This window comes from Paenibacillus sp. FSL R7-0048 (assembly GCF_038004505.1).
Lineage (GTDB): Bacteria > Bacillota > Bacilli > Paenibacillales > Paenibacillaceae > Paenibacillus_AQ > Paenibacillus_AQ odorifer.
Genome location: NZ_JBBORF010000001.1, coordinates 5,934,821 through 5,954,478, shown reverse-complemented (window position 1 = coordinate 5,954,478; position 19,658 = coordinate 5,934,821). Strand labels below are relative to the sequence as shown.

21 protein-coding genes are annotated in these 19,658 nt (G+C 44.1%); 12 read left to right on the top strand and 9 right to left on the bottom strand.

Features of this window, described 5'->3' with window-relative positions:
• Positions 1–2: 2 nt before the first annotated feature.
• Both efeO and NSQ91_RS26375 read right to left on the bottom strand, forming a co-directional pair.
• Positions 3–890 carry an iron uptake system protein EfeO gene (gene efeO / locus NSQ91_RS26380; RefSeq protein ID WP_076305600.1) on the bottom strand — a complete coding sequence of 296 codons (888 nt, stop codon included), beginning with the start codon at positions 888–890 and terminating at the stop codon, positions 3–5.
• 1,499 nt (positions 891–2,389) lie between these two features.
• On the bottom strand, positions 2,390–2,557 hold the full coding sequence (locus tag NSQ91_RS26375) for a hypothetical protein (RefSeq protein ID WP_169744806.1): 168 nt from the start codon (positions 2,555–2,557) through the stop codon (positions 2,390–2,392).
• Positions 2,558–2,772: 215 nt separating this feature from the next.
• Between NSQ91_RS26375 and NSQ91_RS26370 the strand changes: the two genes are divergently transcribed.
• The 8 genes from NSQ91_RS26370 to NSQ91_RS26335 all read left to right on the top strand — a co-directional run bounded on the left by NSQ91_RS26370 (position 2,773) and on the right by NSQ91_RS26335 (position 11,362).
• A complete protein-coding gene (locus tag NSQ91_RS26370) occupies positions 2,773–2,997 on the top strand; it encodes a helix-turn-helix domain-containing protein (protein WP_019908812.1) in 225 nt (74 codons plus the stop codon).
• 166 nt (positions 2,998–3,163) lie between these two features.
• The gene (locus NSQ91_RS26365) at positions 3,164–3,925 is read left to right on the top strand and encodes a SagB/ThcOx family dehydrogenase (protein ID WP_076130854.1); all 762 of its coding nucleotides are present in this window, start codon (positions 3,164–3,166) and stop codon (positions 3,923–3,925) included.
• Between the two features lie 200 nt (positions 3,926–4,125).
• A complete protein-coding gene (locus NSQ91_RS26360) occupies positions 4,126–5,145 on the top strand; it encodes a helix-turn-helix transcriptional regulator (protein ID WP_179086330.1) in 1,020 nt (339 codons plus the stop codon).
• Positions 5,146–5,316: 171 nt separating this feature from the next.
• A complete protein-coding gene (locus NSQ91_RS26355; RefSeq protein ID WP_076130862.1) occupies positions 5,317–7,098 on the top strand; it encodes an ABC transporter ATP-binding protein in 1,782 nt (593 codons plus the stop codon).
• Complete coding sequence (locus NSQ91_RS26350) at positions 7,095–8,834, top strand: ABC transporter ATP-binding protein (protein WP_076130857.1); 1,740 nt, start codon at positions 7,095–7,097, stop codon at positions 8,832–8,834. Before NSQ91_RS26355 ends, NSQ91_RS26350 begins: the two co-directional genes overlap by 4 nt.
• Before the next feature lie 32 nt (positions 8,835–8,866).
• Complete coding sequence (locus NSQ91_RS26345) at positions 8,867–9,283, top strand: hypothetical protein (RefSeq protein WP_081386447.1); 417 nt, start codon at positions 8,867–8,869, stop codon at positions 9,281–9,283.
• Positions 9,284–9,905: 622 nt separating this feature from the next.
• Positions 9,906–10,805, top strand: a complete 900-nt coding sequence (locus NSQ91_RS26340; RefSeq protein WP_076303267.1) for a hypothetical protein — start codon at positions 9,906–9,908, stop codon at positions 10,803–10,805.
• A 92-nt stretch (positions 10,806–10,897) separates the two neighbouring features.
• A complete protein-coding gene (locus NSQ91_RS26335; RefSeq protein WP_076194578.1) occupies positions 10,898–11,362 on the top strand; it encodes a phage tail protein in 465 nt (154 codons plus the stop codon).
• A gap of 263 nt (positions 11,363–11,625) precedes the next feature.
• On the opposite strand, the gene NSQ91_RS32120 is transcribed toward NSQ91_RS26335, so the two are convergent.
• Entirely contained in the window at positions 11,626–11,817 is a 192-nt protein-coding gene (locus NSQ91_RS32120) for a transposase (protein ID WP_076305165.1), read from the bottom strand.
• Positions 11,818–11,933: 116 nt separating this feature from the next.
• On the opposite strand from NSQ91_RS32120, the gene NSQ91_RS26330 reads away from it, so the two are divergent.
• Positions 11,934–12,086, top strand: a complete 153-nt coding sequence (locus tag NSQ91_RS26330; protein WP_175619009.1) for a hypothetical protein — start codon at positions 11,934–11,936, stop codon at positions 12,084–12,086.
• Between the two features lie 98 nt (positions 12,087–12,184).
• Here NSQ91_RS26330 and NSQ91_RS26325 read toward each other — a convergent pair whose 3' ends face one another.
• The 5 genes from NSQ91_RS26325 to NSQ91_RS26305 form a co-directional block, all read right to left on the bottom strand.
• On the bottom strand, positions 12,185–13,354 hold the full coding sequence (locus NSQ91_RS26325) for a DUF4179 domain-containing protein (RefSeq protein ID WP_076194583.1): 1,170 nt from the start codon (positions 13,352–13,354) through the stop codon (positions 12,185–12,187).
• Positions 13,341–13,631, bottom strand: coding sequence for an RNA polymerase sigma factor (locus NSQ91_RS26320; RefSeq protein ID WP_256716595.1), 291 nt, complete (start codon positions 13,629–13,631; stop codon positions 13,341–13,343). Before NSQ91_RS26320 ends, NSQ91_RS26325 begins: the two co-directional genes overlap by 14 nt.
• A 13-nt stretch (positions 13,632–13,644) precedes the next feature.
• Positions 13,645–13,875 (bottom strand): RNA polymerase sigma factor, encoded by a 231-nt coding sequence (locus NSQ91_RS26315; RefSeq protein ID WP_256716594.1) that lies wholly within the window; start codon positions 13,873–13,875, stop codon positions 13,645–13,647.
• A 250-nt stretch (positions 13,876–14,125) separates the two neighbouring features.
• Positions 14,126–14,674: a hypothetical protein gene (locus tag NSQ91_RS26310; RefSeq protein WP_076305164.1), complete on the bottom strand. Its 549-nt coding sequence runs from the start codon at positions 14,672–14,674 to the stop codon at positions 14,126–14,128.
• Between the two features lie 87 nt (positions 14,675–14,761).
• Positions 14,762–15,973 carry a sugar efflux transporter gene (locus NSQ91_RS26305; protein ID WP_076305163.1) on the bottom strand — a complete coding sequence of 404 codons (1,212 nt, stop codon included), beginning with the start codon at positions 15,971–15,973 and terminating at the stop codon, positions 14,762–14,764.
• A gap of 248 nt (positions 15,974–16,221) precedes the next feature.
• Here NSQ91_RS26305 and NSQ91_RS26300 point away from each other — a divergent pair, with 248 nt between their 5' ends.
• Positions 16,222–17,151: a phosphotransferase gene (locus NSQ91_RS26300; protein WP_076305171.1), complete on the top strand. Its 930-nt coding sequence runs from the start codon at positions 16,222–16,224 to the stop codon at positions 17,149–17,151.
• A 200-nt stretch (positions 17,152–17,351) separates the two neighbouring features.
• Here the strand turns inward: NSQ91_RS26300 and NSQ91_RS26295 are convergent, their stop codons facing one another.
• Entirely contained in the window at positions 17,352–17,537 is a 186-nt protein-coding gene (locus tag NSQ91_RS26295) for a hypothetical protein (RefSeq protein ID WP_036679656.1), read from the bottom strand.
• A gap of 507 nt (positions 17,538–18,044) precedes the next feature.
• Between NSQ91_RS26295 and NSQ91_RS26290 the strand changes: the two genes are divergently transcribed.
• Together NSQ91_RS26290 and NSQ91_RS26285 are read left to right on the top strand one after the other, a co-directional pair.
• On the top strand, positions 18,045–18,956 hold the full coding sequence (locus NSQ91_RS26290) for a dihydrodipicolinate synthase family protein (RefSeq protein WP_038573110.1): 912 nt from the start codon (positions 18,045–18,047) through the stop codon (positions 18,954–18,956).
• A 5-nt stretch (positions 18,957–18,961) separates the two neighbouring features.
• The gene (locus tag NSQ91_RS26285) at positions 18,962–19,603 is read left to right on the top strand and encodes an SGNH/GDSL hydrolase family protein (protein WP_340920542.1); all 642 of its coding nucleotides are present in this window, start codon (positions 18,962–18,964) and stop codon (positions 19,601–19,603) included.
• The last annotated feature ends 55 nt before the right edge of the window (positions 19,604–19,658 follow it).

The following is a 19,658-nucleotide window of genomic DNA, read 5'->3' as shown; positions in this document are numbered from 1 at the left end:
GGTCACACTCCTAGAATAGTTCCCATGTTGGACAATGGCTCAGCCAAGGCGTCCAAATTCTGACTCAGTTTACGTACTTCATCTTCTTTCAGCTCTTCATAGGAAACATATCCATCTCCGGATTTGAAAGGGGCAAGCTCAGCTTGCAAGGCAGCGAATCGCTCACCAATGGTTTTTTCAAGATCGGCATCTTTTTTAGCTAGTTCTGGTTTTAACAGCTCGTATATCTTTTGCGCACCCTCAACGTTTGCGACGAAATCATACAGGTCTGTGTGCGAGTAACGTTCTTCCTCTCCGGTTACTTTGGAGGAGGAGACCTCATTTAACAGCTCAACAGCACCAGTTACGAGCAGATTCGCGTCGATCTCAACGGTCTCCACTTTCGCACGCAGCAGCTGTGCATCCTTCAGCAATTGGTCAGCAACTTCTGTCATGTCTTTAGTTGTATTGTCCTGCCAGAGTGCTTTCTCAAGCTTGTGGAAACCGCGCCAATCTGCCGCATCTACATCATTTTCCCGGGCATCGATATTTGGGTCCAAGTCACCAAGGGCTTCTGCAATAGGCTCAATCCGTTCATAATACATGCGGGCAGGAGCATAGAGCGCCTTAGCCTCATCAATCTTGTCCTCTTTTACAGCGTTGGTGAAACTCTCTGTTTGCTTCACAAATTCATCACATTGCTGGATGACGTATGTGCGATATTGATCTATAGCTGACGTGAAGTCAGCGGTGGCAGTCTCCGGTGTGTTGGTAGCTGCTGCAGTCGTCGGTGCGTTGGTGGCTGTAGTGCTGTTGGCAGCAGTATTTGTAGAGTTGTTGTTATTGGCACATCCAGTGAACAGTATGGAGGCCGCAAGTAGACTTGCAGGCACAGCATAAGTAAATTTCATTAAAAAAACACCCCTTTTTTTATATCTAAATGATAATCGTTATCAATTATGCTGGACTTATCATAAGTCCGTATACAATTACTGTCAATATAAAAATGTGATGTATCTCATTGTAATAATGGCACGACAAAAAACTCCCAGGGTCGGGAGTGTGTTTTGTAGTAATGTATCCGATTACAATTGAAAAAGCAGAATAGTAACCGCGCCAGCAAACCAGTGAACGTACACAGTAGTATGTAATGGGCCCAACTATTCTCTTCGCATATTCAGCAACAACGAACTCAGCTCTAGTCTCAGCGAACCTTTGCGTGAACGCAGCAATAACCGCCCCAGCGAAGCTTTACGTGAACGCAGCAGTAACCGATATTTTGATCTTTGCGCATAACCAGTAACTAAAGGACCCAGAAGACACTACATGCAGCATTATTCGATATTTGAGTCGCTATCGGACCGCATAGTCGCTATTGGCTTGAAAAGTACCGAATATGAGCTTGTTTCTAAGGAATAGCGTCACTGGAGTCCGAAAATTCGCTCAAAAGGCGATAAATTTGTTAATAACGCCATCTGGGTCCGAAGGCCTCAATTGGGGCTGATGAATACACTATTGGAGCGGGTAGTCGACCCGGCGACCCGGCGAACCATTGCGCGACGCAGCAGTAACGGCCCCAGCAAACTTTTGCGCATAAACAGTAACTAAAGGACCCAGATGACACTAAATGCAGCATTATTCGATATTTGAGCCGCTATCGGACCGCATAGTCGCTATTGGCTTAGAAAGTACCCTATATGAGCTTGTTTCTAAGGAATAGCGTCACTGGAGTCCGAAACTTCGCTCAAAAGGCGATAAATTTGTTAATAACGCCATCTGGGTCCGAAAGCCTCAGTTGGGGCTGGTGAATACACTATTGGAGTGGGCAGCCAACCCGGCGAACCATTACGCGCACGCAGCAGTAACCTACCTAGCGAACCAGTGTGTGTATGCAGCAGTAAAGCCCCAGCGAACCTTTACGCGCACGCAGCAGTAACGGCCCCAGCGAACCATTGCGCGCACGCAGCAGTAACCGCCCCAGCAAACTTTTGCGCATAAGCAGTAACTAAAGGACCCAGATGACACTACATGCAGCATTATTCGATATTTGAGTCGCTATCGGACCGCATAGTCGCTATTGGCTTGAAAAGTACCGAATATGAGCCTGTTTCTAAGGAATAGCGTCACTGGAGTCCGAAACTTCGCTCAAAAGGCGATAAATTTGTTAATAACGCCATCTGGGTCCGAAAGCCTCAGTTGGGGCTGGTGAATACACTATTGGAGCGGGCAGCCAACAGCCTACAACATAAAGCAGCGATTCCCATTAATGGCGAATCGCTGCTCTAAGTCGTTTACGATGTTTAAATGAAGGGAACCGTCTCATTTATAGTTAATTAAGCTGTTAATGTGACAGTTCCATTCTTTGAAGGTTTGATCTGCTTAAGAATAAGATCAAAGCGTCATCCGCTTTTTATCGTTCATTATGGGATTCATGATCTGCAGAGGGTTGGTTTTCGAACACTTCTGCAGCTTCCTCTGCAGAAAATTCAGGTTCGAATTTACCTACGAGTGGTAATTTGTTTAATTTCGTTGTTTGTACTTCTGCTTTGGTAGGTTGATTGTTTTTTGAATGGCTCATACATACACCTCCTTTAATAAGGAACAACAAACCGTAGTTTGCCCTGAAAAAAGATGTTCTTATTCATGAAAATTTCAGGCTTTTGCATTTGAATGAACTAAGCCCATTTTATAATTGTGACAGCACCATTAACATCAACACTACATAATATGTTTTGACTGTATCCCTTTACCTTGTTATACCAAACAAACCCAGGGCAAGGAGGGGTGACACCATTGAAGGGGAACGAACACCACAGCAAATTTCTGTTGACTCATCGTGAGCGCGAAGTTTTTGAGCTTCTCGTGCAGGACAAAACGACTCGTGATATCGCTGGCTTATTATTTATCAGCGAAAAAACAGTTCGAAACCACATTTCCAATGTAATGCAAAAACTAAACGTTAAAGGCCGTTCACAAGCGGTTGTCGAGCTGATCAAGCTTGGGGAGCTGAAAATATAGCTGGCCATGTCTTCGGAAGTGACGCGTTTAAGCCTTCTTTTGCCCTTCGGGGCAAAGGGAGGTTTTTTGTTTACTCACCAAAATAACTGAAGAGTGAGTTAGATCACCGTATGATTTTTATGGCATGATAAATTAGAGCTATTAAGGTAGTTCAGGAGGATCTGTTATGACCAGATATGAACAACAAAGAAATTTTCTGAAATCCAATTTTCATGAATTCAAACATATCAAAACAGATAAGATCAAGGGAATTGCACAACCGCCAATTGTTAAGCCATTTGATTCAGATTCACTAATTATTGATTTGCCCAAGGTCAGCAAAGACGTTGTGAGTAAAGATAATATTTTTGATTGTATAGATCAAAGAAGAAGTACACGGTTCTATTCTGAGGATACTGTTAGTCTGGAGGAGTTATCCTATTTATTATGGGCTACCCAAGGGATTAGCGGCATGAATAAGAACGGACTTACGCTGCGGACTGTACCCTGCAGTGGGGCGACGCACACCTTTGAAACCTATTTAATGATTATGCGTGTAGAGGGTATTGGGCAAGGGATCTATAGATACCTGCCTGTGGAACATAAGCTCTTATTTATGTTTGAATTAGATCAACTTGAACAAAAGATTGATGCTATTACTTTGGATCAGCCCTTTGTCCCTAACTTTGCCAAAAAGGCTTCTGTATTGTTTGCCTGGAGTACCACACCCTACCGCTCCGAATGGAAGTATGATATTTCTGCTCACAAAAAAATCCTCATCGATGTTGGACATGTCTGCCAGAACCTTTATTTAGCCAGCGAATCCATCGGTGCAGGTGCTTGCGCAATTGGAATCTATGATCAAAAGTTGATAGATGAGATTTTAGAATTAGACGGCGATGAAGAGTTTGTTATCTATCTTGGGGCAGTTGGGAAGAAACGAGAGTAGCTATGAAGGCTAGATACGGCTTCGGAAGTGAGACATATAAGCCTTTTTCACCCTTCGGGGTGGGAAAGGTTTTTTTGATTATAATCCAGTGTATTTGCCCAACTGCTCAGTCTGAACGAAGAGGAAATCGTAATGTTTAATTGATAATCATTCTCATTGCATATATAATTAACCCAAAGTAAGAGGAAGCAGGGATGTGCATGGAGCGAAGCAATGGACTGAAAGAAGCAGAAACGATTGATGCCCATAAGACGCTTACATGTGAAGGGGTGGATTATAATTATCGTTTTGATGGGGCTCATTTTGAGATTAAACCTCCAGTCGAAATAGGGGAAGGCAGTTGCCGTAGCCTGCTTAGCCATGGGTATATCCAGATGACAGATTTTAATCTCTGTTTTAATCGGGATATCGAAGCGAAGGGCAATTTTAGCACTCCGCGTACAGAGCTGGCATTCTGCATGGGGCATGGCATTGAGTGGGGGACCTCGCTGAAATCGGACTATTTTGTTATAGATACAGGAGAAATTGCGCTGTTTCATGGCGGAGTAAGAAGTGAAAACTGCACATACCTGAGTGGAGCGGGGTACCGATTCATCAGCATAGATATGAGCCCTGCACAATTTGAGCGGATGACCAGTGGTCTGACTGAGGATACACGGCTTCGCATCGGAGCTGGTGCGGGTTTGTTTTTTGGAAAAAATAACATCACACCATCCATCCGCTTCATTCTATCGCAGATTGCGGATTGTTCCTATAGCCATGGCATGCGTGAACTTTATCTGGAGGGCAAAATGCTGGAGCTTATGGCGGTCTATCTCAATGAATCTTTATATGAAGCAGACCGGATTCCACGCTCGGTCAAGCTGTCCAGAGAGGATATGGAGAGCCTGCGGCTCGCTAAGGAGATTTTGCAGCGTGATTATTTGCACCCGCCGACGCTTGCAGGCCTTTCTCGCATTATATGCCTCAATGAGTTTAAGCTGAAAAAGGGCTTCAAGGAAATGTTTGGTTATACCGTGCATGCCTACGTTATCGAACAACGGATGCAGAGAGCACAGCAGCTGCTGGAACAAGGGAGTATGACTGTAAGTGAAGCAGCCTCCAGAGTTGGATACGGTAATGTGAGTCATTTCTCGGCAGCCTTCCGCAAAAAGTTCGGTGTGCGTCCAGGAGAATATCTGATCAGCGGCAGGCAGCGTCTCTTCGGTATTAAGTTGTAAGTCCGTATCCTGCACAGATGCTCCTGATTTGGTTAATAATAATCCCTTAAACGGTAGCAATCGTGAACAACGTTCCTATACACTAGTGCACAGAGAATCATTCTCAGTGCACTTTTTTTGTGCGTAATTACCAAGAGTGGGGGAACAGCTGTGAGTAAAACCAAAACCGGCATGCCAAGGCTGCTGGAGATCGCCGGAGAGAAGCGAGGTTTGCTGCTCTTGTCCGGAATATTGTCATCTGTCAGCGCTGTATTAATGCTGATTCCGTTTTTGTCTGTTTATTTCATTTTGGCAGAGCTGCTGCGCCATGCTTCATCGCCTGGACAGGTCGACGGTGCGTATATGATCCGCTGGGGGTGGATTGCACTTGGAGGGTTAATCGGAGGGCTGGTGACTTCGTATTGTGGTATTATGTGCTCGCATATTGCGGCTTTTCGTATTCAATATAATTTGCGTGTGCGAATGACCGAGCATTTGGGCAGATTGCCGCTCGGTTTCCTGAACGGGACTTCAACAGGCGTGGTCAAGAAGACGCTAGAGCAGAATGTCGACAAGGTGGAAAATTTCGTAGCGCATCAGCTTCCCGATTTAGTCAGCGTGCTGGCTTCTACAGTGCTGATGATCGTGGCGATGTTTTGGCTTAGTCCGCCGTTGGCGGTAGCTTGCCTGCTGCCGATAATTATAGGATTAGGTGTGCAGTCAGCGCTTATGATGAGCAGCAGAGGCAAGGCCAGTGTGAAGCAGTATCATGATTCGTTGGAGCAGATCAATACTTCGGCGGTGCAGTATGTACGGGGGATGCCCGCGGTTAAGGTGTTCGGGCAGACGGTGCATTCTTTCAGAAAGTTCTACAGTGATATGACCAGCTACCGCGATTATTGTCTGGAGTATACGGACCGTTATCAAACAGGTTATATCTTATTCAAAACATTGCTTGCGTCACCGTTTACCTTTATTTTGCCGGTGGGCGTCTTCATGCTAAGCGGTCGGCCGGATTCCATGTCCTTTGCGCTTGTGCTGTTGTTCTTTCTGATTATGGCACCCGGCGTTTCATCTCCGCTCTACAAGCTACTTCTGCTGGCTTCAAGCACTCGGGATATTGGCGAAGGCGTGGAGCGGATGGACCGTCTCTTGGCACAGCAGCCTGTACCGGAAATAGCAGAACCGCTATCCCCGCATACCTTTGACGTTGAATTTGTGGATGTAACTTTCTCCTACAGTGAAGATGCAGGGACTGCAGCGGCGCTCAGCGAAGTCTCATTCCGTGCGGAACAAGGGAAGGTTACAGCACTGGTAGGCCCGTCAGGTTCGGGAAAATCGACGGTGGCCAGCTTGGTGCCGCGGTTCTGGGACCCGCAAGTGGGTGCGATCCGTATCGGTGGAGTCGATATTCGCCATATGGCGATCCATGAATTAATGAATACAGTTGCTTTTGTATTTCAGGAAACCTTCCTGTTCTATGACACTTTGTATGAGAATATTGCTGTTGGAAAACCGGGAGCGACTTTGGAGGAAGTCCAGACTGCAGCCAGAGCGGCACAATGCGACGAGTTCATTACTCGGCTGCCGCAGGGATACGATACGTTAATTGGTGAAGGCGGTGTCTATCTCTCGGGTGGTGAGGAGCAGCGCATTGCGGTAGCTCGGGCTATTCTCAAAAATGCACCAGTGCTCGTGCTCGACGAAGCGACCGCTTTTGCCGACCCGGAAAATGAGTTTCATATGCAGTTAGCACTTACGGAGCTTATGCGCGGCAAGACGGTTATTGTCATTGCTCACCGACTCTCCTCTATACGTGAAGCTGCACAAATTCTGGTGCTGCGGGATGGAGAAATCGTGGAACGTGGAGAGCACGCAGGTTTGATTGAGGCGGACGGGCTTTACGCAAAAATGTGGCATGCCTACACTGACGCCGGAGATTGGCATATGGAAAAAGGAGGGGATCAGCTATGAAGGTATTGCATAATATTACTGCCGGTAAACCGCAGCAGTTGCTGAAGCCTGTGCTTTTTTCCTTGTTGGCTAATCTAGTTAGTGTGCTTCCGTTCGCGCTTGTAATTGAGGCGGTGCGGTTGATTTTTGCTCCTTATATTACTGTAGGCGCAGAACTTCAGACAGAACGCCTTTGGTGGATCTGCGCAGGGCTTGTCGCCGTCATGGTGCTGATGTTCCTGAGTGAGATTCCCGCCTATCGCACCGCTTACCGCGGGGCATACAATGTTGCTGCACAGGGACGTGCGGAATTAGCAGAACATCTGCGGAAGCTTCCGCTGGGTTACCTGACTCGCCGGGACCCAGGTGATTTAGCCAATATGATGATGGGCGATTTCACGCTCGTTGAGACGGGCATATCACATCTGCTGCCACAGCTTGCGGGGGCTTTTGTCCTGCCGATATTTGCACTTGCTGGTTTACTGTTTTTGGACTGGCGGATGGCGATTTCCATGTTCGTAGCGCTGCCGGTTGCTCTTCTGATCATGTATATATCGGGCAAGCTGCGGCGGAGACTCGGAGCGGATCATATGAAGGCCAAGCTGAACGCTGCGAACCGCTTGCAAGAATACTTGAATGGTATACGGGTAATGAAGGCCTATAACCTGACGGGAGAACGATTTGTCCGTCTGGATAACTCTTTTAAAACTTTGATGAAGGAAAGTGTGAAGCTGGAAGGGATGTTCGGTCCGGTTATTCTAACCGCTATGGCTCTTCTTCGTGCGGGACTGACCTTAATGGTATACGTAGGTGTTCATCTATTATTAGGGGGGGAGCTCGGTATTTTGCAGTTGGCAGTATTCCTTATTGTCGGCACACGTATCTATGATCCATTGACCACAGCGCTAGCCAATTATGCCGAATTCCGCTATAACGAACAAGCGGGTGAACGTATAGTAGACCTGCTACGCCAGCCGGTAATGACAGGTAATACGAGTCCTCTTCCTAAAAGCAGCACCATTCGGTTTGACAATGTAACCTTTAGCTATGGAGGAGAGCCTGTTCTCAAAAATTTAAGTCTGGAAATGCCGCAAGGTTCACTGACTGCAATTGTGGGCCCGTCAGGCAGCGGCAAGAGTACAGTGCTGCGCCTGATCTCACGTTTCTATGATCCTGAAGAAGGGAGCGTTCTGCTAGGTGGGCGCAACATCAAGGATATTGATCCAGAACATCTGCTAGGATCTGTATCGGTGGTGTTTCAGGATGTGTACCTATTCCAAGATACCATCGGGAACAACATTGCTTTTGGGCGGCCGGGGGCGTCGCAGCGGGATATTCAGCAGGCAGCGCAAATGGCTCACTGCCATGATTTCATCATGAAATTACCGCTTGGTTATGACACGCCGGTAGGCGAAGGCGGCAGTACGCTGTCCGGAGGGGAGAAGCAGCGAATTTCCATTGCCCGTGCGATTCTCAAGAACGCTCCAATTGTGCTGTTGGATGAAGCTACTGCATCGCTTGACCCGCAGAATGAGGCCGAAATCCAGAAAGGAATTGATGCGTTGATTACGGGCAGAACCGTCATTGTTATCGCCCACCGGTTGAAAACCATACGCGGTGCGGACAACATTATCGTACTGGAAGACGGTCGGCTGGTCGAGCAGGGACGACATGAAGCCTTACTGTTGCGCGGCGGACTGTACGACCGGCTCTGGAAGCTGCAACAGCAATCCGTTGGATTCCGCATGACATCTTAGGCAATGCTCGGCACATTTTAGGAGGGAAACATATGGCTATAACAAAGGATGAATCCGCTTGGCCGATCATAAGCCTTAGTTTGGGGGAGGCGTTTGATCAGGAGACAGTAGAAGAATATATCGCATATTGGGAAGAACTGCTCGCGCGCCGATCTGCCTTCGGCCTGCTGATGGTGCATTCTGCTGAGAAAAACACACGTCCAGAGCGTGCGGTCACACAGCTGTATATGAACTGGTGCAAGATGAACAAGCGGGAAATCGCCCAATATTGTTCAGGCATCGCGGTCGTAATGCAGAATGCAAAGTTGCTTGCTGTCTACAAGCCAGTTACAGCGTTGTCCACTAAAAGAACCTACGGCTGCCCCGGAGGCGCCTTCTCTGGAGAGGCTGAGGCGATAAGGTGGCTGGAGGAGCAATTGACTAAGACACCCTCAGGTACGAAAACCTAATATAGCTGCCCATATTTTGGGGATACACATTAAAGCTTTCTTCACCCTTTTGGGTGGGGAAGGCTTTTTTTATCTAGAAAGATAAGAATCTGCCAACCCCTCACAACCAACGTGTCAGAGTAAGCTTTTTGAAATATAAATGGGGTGTGTTGGATGAAGATAAATAATAATTATTTGAAAGAACAATTAAACCAAGAAGTTTGTAGAGGAATTAGGTTTTCAAACATTACAGGATGATCTCTAGCCAATGGTTATTTCAAGTGGTCGAAGAGATGATGGAATTCTTATTATTGACTTGCTGAAGTTACCTGATGACCAACCAATCCTAATAGATTTAGGAATAATGCCTGAATTTATATTACCGTTTATCCCGGAAGAGAGAATGCACTAAGCTGGGCATCAAAACCATAGAAAGAACACCAAACATGAGCGTAGAAGAACAATTTAGGTTAGTTCGTGAACATTTTAAAAATGTAGGGATGACCGAAAGGTATACCTACTCAAAGAAACCATTTCTTTGTCAGGGATGGTTTCTTCATAACTAGAAAAGTACACAGGTATGCCCGTATAATAAATAGGAGCAAGTAATTGGAAGTAGATTGATGATGAGGGGAGAGAAGACATGTTTTTCTTTAAAAAAAATAAAGGCATCACAAAAGAGGAGCTACAGGCCTTGGTTGAAGGCTTGGAGCAGGCTTATATGGATAAGGATGAAGAAGGTTTGAGCAAAAGATTTCATCCAGATAAAAGGGGAATGTCCTTTTTAAATCACTTTCAATTAATGATGACATTTCAAATCTATAATATAAAATCTGAAATTCTCGAATTTGAATTGCTGTCAATGGATGCCACTAAAGCAGTCTTTACATACACTCGGAAGCACATTCATACCTGTATCAACCCCGCCGATGAACGTGAGGAAAAAAGAAATCAAATTATCAGTTATTACGTTGAGGCTGTGAAGGAGAATGGTTCAATTTGGATTACGAGGTACAGCTCTTATAGCACGATTTTTGTAGATAAGAAGGGTGATTTCCTTAGTGGTGTGGATGCGGTCATTCCTCCTGGAGAAGAGATCAATTCAGGCATTGCGCGATTCATCCCGTATTTTCAGCTTGATAGCTATGTACCTGCAACCTTCCATGTCTACAGTAACAGTCAATTTATCGGATATTATCCGTTAGGAGAATACCATCGGTACGAACCTTCGCATACGTTCACGATTAATTATTTTGATAAGATAGAGGCATCTTCTGTAGAGAAGCATACAGCGGATTATATCTCCCAAGAAACCTTGTTGACTGCTCAAGTACTGCATCAGACTGTTAATAGCTCTATAGTGGAGACGCAGTTGATGAACAATAATGTATTAGAACATGAACTTGTTACCAGCCTGCTTACGAAGGATGGGTTCTATATGATTAGATTTCTGTATGACAAAGGGGAGCCGATCCCGCCAGAGGAGCGAGAAAAGTGGAAGCGTGAGATGGTCACTTTAATAGAAAAAGAGCACAGCAGTTAACACAGAAACTTGCCGTTACAGACAATACGCGAACCGTATCCTAAGTAACGATAAGTTTTTTTGGTAATAATGAGAGAAAAGGAGAGATGAAAATGTCCTATATCGTTGATTTTAAAAATGTGTCTACGGTTGGGTTAGAATCTTCACCTGTAGTAGATGCACTTGCTGGTCTGCGTGCTAATGAGGCCCGTTACTTTATGAACAAATACAAACATGAGTTTACGGTTGTACGAGCCAGCGAAAGTCAGGAGACCCTTGATTATGTGAACCGAATTTTAAAAGAAGAACGCGATATTGAGTTTGCGGCCAAACCTTTAGAAACATCGCGTTTTCAAGTGGAAAATATTAAATTCGCTTATGTCTTTTATGAGGATGGTCTTGCGGTGAACGTTATGTATACGGTGGATGACCCTAAGAAGCGGGCTGTTGGTTTTAAGCTTTCTGAGGGGATGGAGATCCCAAAGGAGCTAGAAGAGAAGTTTAAGTTTGCTAGGCAGAAGTCCAAGCTAGCCGGAACAATTCGGGGTTCGTTTTTTGTAATTAAAGGAGAGTATTAAGGTTAGCAAAATTGCAACTTAATCAATGAGAGGGCCATCCTGTAAAAGGATGGCCCTAAATCTTGCCGATATAGATAATTTGCGTAGGTTATCTATGGGAATGGACTCTCATTCAAGAGGCCGAATTTATTATATAGGGCAACGAAAACTGGAGTTGCGAGCGTACTTCATAATTATTTTGCATGAATAGCTGGGACGGTAGAGTGTACGGTATAAATCCCGTAGAAAAGAGCTGAAGTGGCTGGAACGGTGAAATGTACGGTTCAACTGGTGGATATTCGCCAACATGTGATACGTAGACAGAGTAAACAGCAACATATACTCCATTGATGCAGGGTACTTTTTGGGATGTTAAGCTCTTCCGCCAAGCCGCCCACTGTCTTTGTTTGCTCTTGAATGAACTGCACTGTCTGTTTTTTAAATTCTTCGTTATACCGTTGTCGATGTTCTCCCATGTGAACACACCTCCGTGGACTCATTATCGCCAGTCTGTTAACTACTGTCCACTTTTTATTCTAGCTTCAGTGACTACGTTATTGTCCTTACCGTAAAGGACAAAGAACCGCCTAAGTTGCCAGCGACATGGAAGATGTTGGATGCGGTCAAAAACAATCGAATGATTGAGATTGATATGGAAAAATATTTTGCAGCAGATTCATACTCCTCCTTATTACAAGCCGAAGATATTGCCGACAAATTATCGAAGCTGGCTTCATCAAAATAACCTTATTGGATTGAACCTACCTGAAGCCATCTAAATATAAAGACGAAGCCTATTATGGCTTCGTCTTTTGTAGTTTTGCATACCCTTTTACAAATGAACTATTGGACCGAAAGTACAGTCTCCAGCTCAGGGATATATTCCTTGACCATATTGTTGTCTTCCCACAGTCCTTTAGTCCCAGCTGGGGCTTGACCTTCGGAAACGACTAAGTACGGTTTGATGGTTACGGTATTCGGTATAGTCTTGAAGGGTTCAAAACGAACATTATAAGATTCGCTTAAGGGGTGAGCACCGATGGGCTTCAGTTGAACGCCACGTTCATCGACAATGTCAAATTGAAGAGCGATGACGCCCCCGTTAGCACCCTTATATTTCGAAGGGATAGAAGCGAGCATTTCTTCTACGCTCTGGCCCGGTTTGGTTTTGTACTCAATGGATACCTGCGTTGTGATTGGGGTGATTTCTACCTTACTGATCTGCAAGTTAATGTTATCGTGATGCTTGGTCTCCTCTGAAGTTAGTGCGGTAACAGGCGTTGATTTGGTAACAGGCAGAACGAATTCGAACGGGACATCGTAACCCTTTAACGTTACATTTACAGTCAAGTCAAACTGATCAGGGAACTGGACAGTCTGTGTTGTTGTGCTCGGATCATAATAAGTGTTCAAAACCTGAACCATTATGCTGGAAGCAGTCTCACCATCCATGTGTTCGTAACTCCAGAGCAGAGGTTGACCTTTATAGAGAACCTCAAACTTATCCACCGCGCCTTTATTGGCATCTGAAGGCGGCGAATTGGGCTCCGAAGCCAAACGGTTTCCAGGAGTGGTTAGGTTCATAAGAATTCGGGTTCCGTCAAATAACAACGTTGGGATATTCATGGTCACCTCGCTATGGGTCACGCTTTGGTTTACGTTTGTGATGAAATCCCCGGCTTGTTGAACACCGGGATCTAAGTTTTTTTCGCCCCATAATGAATAGATTTGTCCCAAAACCGGAATTTGCTTGAGTGCACCAGCCATTGCGGGCGATACAAAGCCGGAAGCAAGGACTGTAACTCCAAGAATTGCAGCGGCTGCAGTGGAAATCAACCACTTATTAAAAGTTCTTGATGTATCCATCTTTCTCTGAATGGGGGAAGTGGAATTATCGGTCTCCCTGATGATTTGGTAAGTCTCATTCAGTTTGGAGCGGGCAATATCCGATAACTGAGCGGGAAGTAGGCTTTGGCAGTTCTTTAACTGTTCTTCTAACTTAGTGTTTACCATGTCGCAACTCCATTTCTTGATTGAATTGAGATGAATGCTTTAGCTTTTTGCGGGCGCGATGCAGCCGGGTCTTCACGGCAACCGTAGAAATTTCGAGAATGTCGGAAATTTGACGGATCGGCATGTCCTGTAGGTAATGAAGGTGAATGACAATCCGGAGGTTCTCCTCAAGATGTTGAACGGCATCCCATAATTCGATTTTCTCATAATCCTTGGAAGTGGAAGGGACTTCGGGAAGCTCTCCATAAGGGAGGGCTCTTGAGTTGTTTTTGAGCATTTTATTGCATTCATTAATCAGAATCCGGAAGATCCACGTTTTGAAAAAAAGCGGGCTCTCTGAGTGTATGGATGTTCTTAAAGGCTTTAAGCATCGTCTCCTGCAGGGCATCTGCACAATCTTCTTCTTTGTTGACGATGGACCTTGCAGTTCTGTATAAAGGTAACTCTATCTCCTGCATCAACTGCACGAATGCTTCAGGGTCTCCAGCTTTGGCTTTGACGACAATAGGATCTATATGCAAAGATTTACCTGCTTTCTTGACTAGAAGTCTTAGGATGTTCGTAACGTTACTTAAATATTAGATCGGGTAGGTAGCTAGAAGGTTACCACAAACATGATTCCATTCTCCGCATCTCGCAATGCTAGCAAGGGGAGAAATTGGTTTTTTTCACAAAAAAATCGCCGTTCAAATTCCCTGTCAGGAATCGGACGACGATTTTTCATAAGCTAGTCAGTTAGTCAATCAATCAATCAATCAATCAATCAATCAATCAATCAATGATATAAATGACCCATTCCCCTTGATCGTTTGGCCGAATAGCGTATAGCATTTTTACATTTTCAACTGTCTTTGCAGCCATATCCAAGCGTTGTCCGGTCACCGTTATATTCACCTGATGTTCGTTGGGTAACATGGAATCGATGCTTTCGATGTCTGTGAATTTGTACTGATATTGTTCGTCATAATAAGGTTCCATAGCATCTGCTAGTTTTTTGTTTACGAACCCGGATTGGAAAAGTGTGTGGTCATGCTCAACCAAAGCAGTTAGGTTTTTTTCCAGCACTTCAAGTGCGGGGAGATCATACTCTGTCAATTGATCTGAATATGATTTCAGATTTATTGACAATTCTGCTTTAAAGCTGGTTTCATTTGGCTGCTTGGGTTCTGTGTTTTGCGGCTTTTGCGTATTCATCGCTGGACTATGAGTTGGCGTATTTGCTCCTGTGCTCGGCTCCTCGATGGGTTTAACATCCCCTGCACATGCTGCCAGAAAGATTAAAGACATCAACATGAGCATTCTTGCAATAGTTTTTAACATCTAACCCCACCTTTTTAAGGATATGTTAGTTAGTCGCGAGAAAATATGGAGAAGTTTCAAGGGCTGAATGAAGCCCGAAAAAGCGGATTAAATCGCTAGTTTTTGTGGATCATCTACAGAGTAACGTCCGCTTACCGCAAGCATGATTGTAGAAATAATGACGAGTATGAAACAGAGCACAAATGAATACCGGTACCCAACAACACTAGCTAATAACCCGCCAACAAGACTGCCAATCAGTCTGCCGATCGTGGATGAATTAGAGTAGAGCGTGGATGCATACCCAGGCATGTTTGGAAGCAGATCCTGAATGTAGCTAATGCCAATCGCTGAAATAACGGCAACAAAAAAGGCAAGCAAAATTTGGGCTGCAAGCATTTGCCACATCGCGCCTGAAGTAATGACAACGAGATAATAAGCTCCTCCGAAAATGGCTCCGCACATCATCAGGATTCGGTTACTGTATTTCGCACTAAGTAGTCCCAGCATGATCATAAAAGGAATTTCCAGCGCAGCACAAATACTGCTGACTAAACCAACATCGCTTGTTGTTCCCCCTAGATTGTTGGTAATAAAGAGGGCAGTATTGATGCTACTCGTCCAGTGGGCTACATACATGAGTATCATAATCAGAAAAGGAAGCAGAACATTACGGTTCTGACCCAACCGGAAACTTTTTACTTTTACTTCTGCAGTACTGCTTTTCACTTCTGTATTTGATTTCAGGAATAGCGAAATAAGTAAGGCAACCAGCAGGAATACTCCGATGGTGCCCGAGAAAATCCCCTTAAACCCAACAGCAGCAATTAGCAGAGTACCGATTAAAGGACCTGTAATAAAGCCGAGAGAGAAAGCAGAACGCAAGGTAGAATTTGCAAACGCAGTATCCGTAAAATCGCTCTTATTCACTGCTTCTCTAGCTATGGCGAACAATTGAGGCATCCCTGGTGCACCGAGGGCGGTGAACACAATCATGTAGATGAATAAGATCGTAAAATCCCCAAAGAGCAAGTATCCGCTATAAGCCAGAGCATTACAGAGCGTGGAGACAAGGTAAATGTTTCTTCGATTTAAGCCGAGGTCAGAGCGTCTTCCGATTAGTGTACTGATCCATATCCCGGCAATTAACGTGGTGGCCAGAAAAACACCAAACAGCCCGACAGATACTCCAAGCTGTTCCGTAAAATAAATGGATAAAAAGGGTGCGCTGAGTGAAATCCCCATCCCCTGCAGTAACATACATAAAAAGAGTAAGCCATAAGAGGGAATCGAAAATAGTGCAGTTAGTCGTTTGAACATGTTGTGAAAGTACTCCTCTATATTTGTTTAGATATTTCATAAAAAAAAGCCGTTGAAATGAATTCCAACGGCTTTTTGTATGCTTGTTTTTTTCAAGACCTTATTCAACATCATAATTGATCAGAAAGAATAAGTCTATACTTTCGGCTGGATTTTATTTACTATTGTGAAGCCGGCAAAACCTAATAAATGGAGTGTTGTTAATGGACGTTACTTGTCATCTCGATAAGGCTGACTTACAGGATTATATTAGTAGGGTTTTTGGCAGCAGTTATTTCGTTGCTCGTGTTTCGCGCATGCATGGCGGCGCACAAAAGGTGGTCTACAAGATTGAGTGCAGTAATGGATTTTCCTGCGTTTTGTATGTGTGGGATCTTTCCATGAATTATTTTAAAGAAGAAAAAGCAAATGAAGATATAAATGAACAATCCTATGGAAGTCATTTATTCGAATTAAATAACAGGTACTTAACACAACATGGAATTCAGACCCCTGCTCTTTATGATCTGAATAAGGCAAGAGATCGTTACTCTTTCGATTATGCTCTGGTTGAATATATAGATGGAAGAATGGCAGAAACCTATTTTCATCATCCCGAGTTACGTGTTCAAGATAAAGTTTTTCAGCGTGTGGGGGAGATGCTTACTGCTATGCATACCCACGAGAGGCATGTTTTTGGGAAAGCAAATGCTAACGAGAGCAGCATGGGGCAATGTCATTTATTACAAATGGAAAATGCGAAAGTACAGCTAGCCTATGCCTCCCAACATATTGAGAAGATCAGGTCTAATCAAAGCAAACTGCTCGATAAGTTGTACGAGCTTGAATCAAAAATTCAACCCAGACAGCAATATGGGTTTATTCACGGGGAACTGGGTCCTGACCATGTTATGGTTAACGATAAACTGGAACCTTTCTTGATCGATATCGAAGGAGCAATGTTTTATGATATTGAGCATGAGCATAGTTTTTTGCAGATGAGATTTGGGGATTTCTACCGGTACTTAAAGAACGATGCTCTGGATCATGATAGGCTGTTATTTTATCAATTCCACCATCATGTCTCCTTAACTTCAGGTGGATTAAAGCTGCTGCATAGAGGATTTCCTGATCAACAATTCGCCCAAGGCCTAGCTGATTATCAATCGGAACGCGCGCTGAGGTTTATCGAAGGATGAACTAAACAAGGCCTTTGAATTGATAACCTACTGCCATGTCCTTGAAAGTAACCTATTAGCCTTCTTCACCCTTTAGGGTGGAGGAGGTTTTTTCGGTATACAACTACAAGGCATAATAAAAGACCGCATCCACTGAAATTGCTTCCAGAACTGGCGGTCTGATGTCTTCGTTATGAATCAATCTTTATCTGAAGGGTTAGTTAATGAAATTTAACGGTCTTGATGCGAGCCTCTTCTTCATAGCTAAGTGGTTTCGGAGATTGCGGAGTGTGCAGATGGCGCTCCACGGAGTACTCCATTTTCCGGTAGTCCTCATTACCTGTATTCAATGTTGGATTCCAGTTTTCTGTCACCCAATTTTTAAGTTCCTTAAGTCCTGCTAGCATTTCCTCCAGCCTCCTTTGGCGAAGAAACAAAATAGATTTTGTTGTTCTTTGTTTACGCTTTCATTATAATCCTAAACTCCATTTTTTAAAAGGTGTGTCCGTCTGAAAAACACAGATTTTTCAGTGAACATTGTGTGTTATTTAGGTTTTGTGCTTCATCTGGAGAGAAGTGTCTCCCTGTAGGAGACATTTTTAACGAAGCTGAAAGGATACTCATTAGTACCACTTTTTTAAATTATTTTACATCCGTATATCCAACAAATACTGCCCTGAAGAAATAAATTTAGGGTGGAGAATTTACAGGATTATTTTCTAATGAATATGGAAAAATAAATGATTATTAGCTGCGAGTTGCACTGAAAACCATTATTTTGCTAATCATAAATAAGATTGGTGAAAATAAATTTTATTTTTCAAAAAATAGAGAAAATAATTTACAAAAGCAAAATATAATGATATTTTGTTTATGTAGAAAAGAAACCGCTCACAACTTAAGGGGGATTAACAATGACACTCACAAAGTTCCACGGAATTATACCTGCCTTTTATGCCTGCTATGACGATCAAGGAAATATTTCGGAATCCCGGACGCATGCTTTATGTGATTACTTATTTGAAAAAGGAGTTCAAGGTGTATATGTGGGAGGCAGCTCAGGAGAATGTATTTACCAGAGTCTCGACGAACGCAAAGCGGTACTAAGCTACGTAGCTAGTAACCTGAAAGGTAAAATGACACTGATTGCCCACGTGGGTGCCCCTTCCACTAGAGATAGTATTGAGTTAGCGAAACATGCTGCAACCTTAGGATACGATGCATTATCCGCAATCCCGCCTATATATTTCAAGTTACCTGATAGTGCAGTCTATAAATATTGGAGCGAGATTATGGAGGCAACCCCTCTAAGCTTCATCATCTACAACATTCCTCAGACTACTGGATATACACTGACTCCGTCCCTATTTGAGAAGCTGCTTGCGAACAAAAAGGTGATTGGTGTGAAGAACTCCTCCATGCCGACTATGGATATTGAAAGATTCAAAAGAGTGGGTGGAAAAGATGTAGTGGTATTTAATGGACCGGATGAACAATATGTTGCGGGAAGAATCATGGGAGCGGATGCGGGAATCGGTGGAACCTATGCGGTTATGCCTGAGCTGTTCCTGCAAGCAAATGAATTTGTTAAGGCTGGTAAGTTCGAAGAAGCTGGACAAATTCAAAGCGATATCAACGATATTATCATCGCCCTTTGTTCGCTCAAAGGTGCCATGTATGCCGGAATAAAAGAGATTCTAAAATTAAGAGGCGTAAACATTGGTAGCGTAAGAGCACCGCTTGAGGCAGTAGCCGCTGAAGATGCTGGTCCGATCGCAGACATTATGAAATTGATTGATCAAGCTATTGAAAGATATTGCGGTTAAGACAAATGAAGAAATCCATCGTATGCTTTGGCGATTCTAATACTTGGGGCTACGACGCAGAGACAGACCGCAGATTTAAGGATGATATTCGTTGGACGGGAATTCTTCATACAGAATTGGGTGACGCCTACCGTATGATCGAAGAAGGGCTTCCGGGCAGAACAAGTGTCAGTGAGGACCCTCTATTTGAAGGACTTTCTGGAATTTCCTATATCTATCCCTGCCTGATGTCACATTCGCCATTAGACTTGGTTGTGATCATGCTTGGGACCAATGATACCAAAGAAAGGTTTGGATTAACTTCTTATAACATCGCACAAGGTATTGTTAGGCTGGCTCTTAAAGCTAAAGGTAGCGGTGCAGGACCTGAGGGGAAGGCTCCAGAGGTTCTAGTAATCGCGCCCCCTCCGATTGGAGCAGAGTATATTCATACCCCTATTGGCAAACCAATGGGTAGCGGATGTAGTGAGAAGTCTATGGAGCTCGCTGAGCATCTTGCAGCTTTGCTAACGGGAACTGGTATCCACTTTGTAGATTCCAGAGACCATGTATCGATGAATGAAATTGATTATATGCATTTTGATCCGCAAGGACATCGCAGCATGGCCGATTTAGTGCAATACCATGCCAAACGGATTTTAAATTAAAGGTTCTATGCTTTCGAAGCGAGTTTTGTACGTAGCGATTCAGAGAAGGTAATGC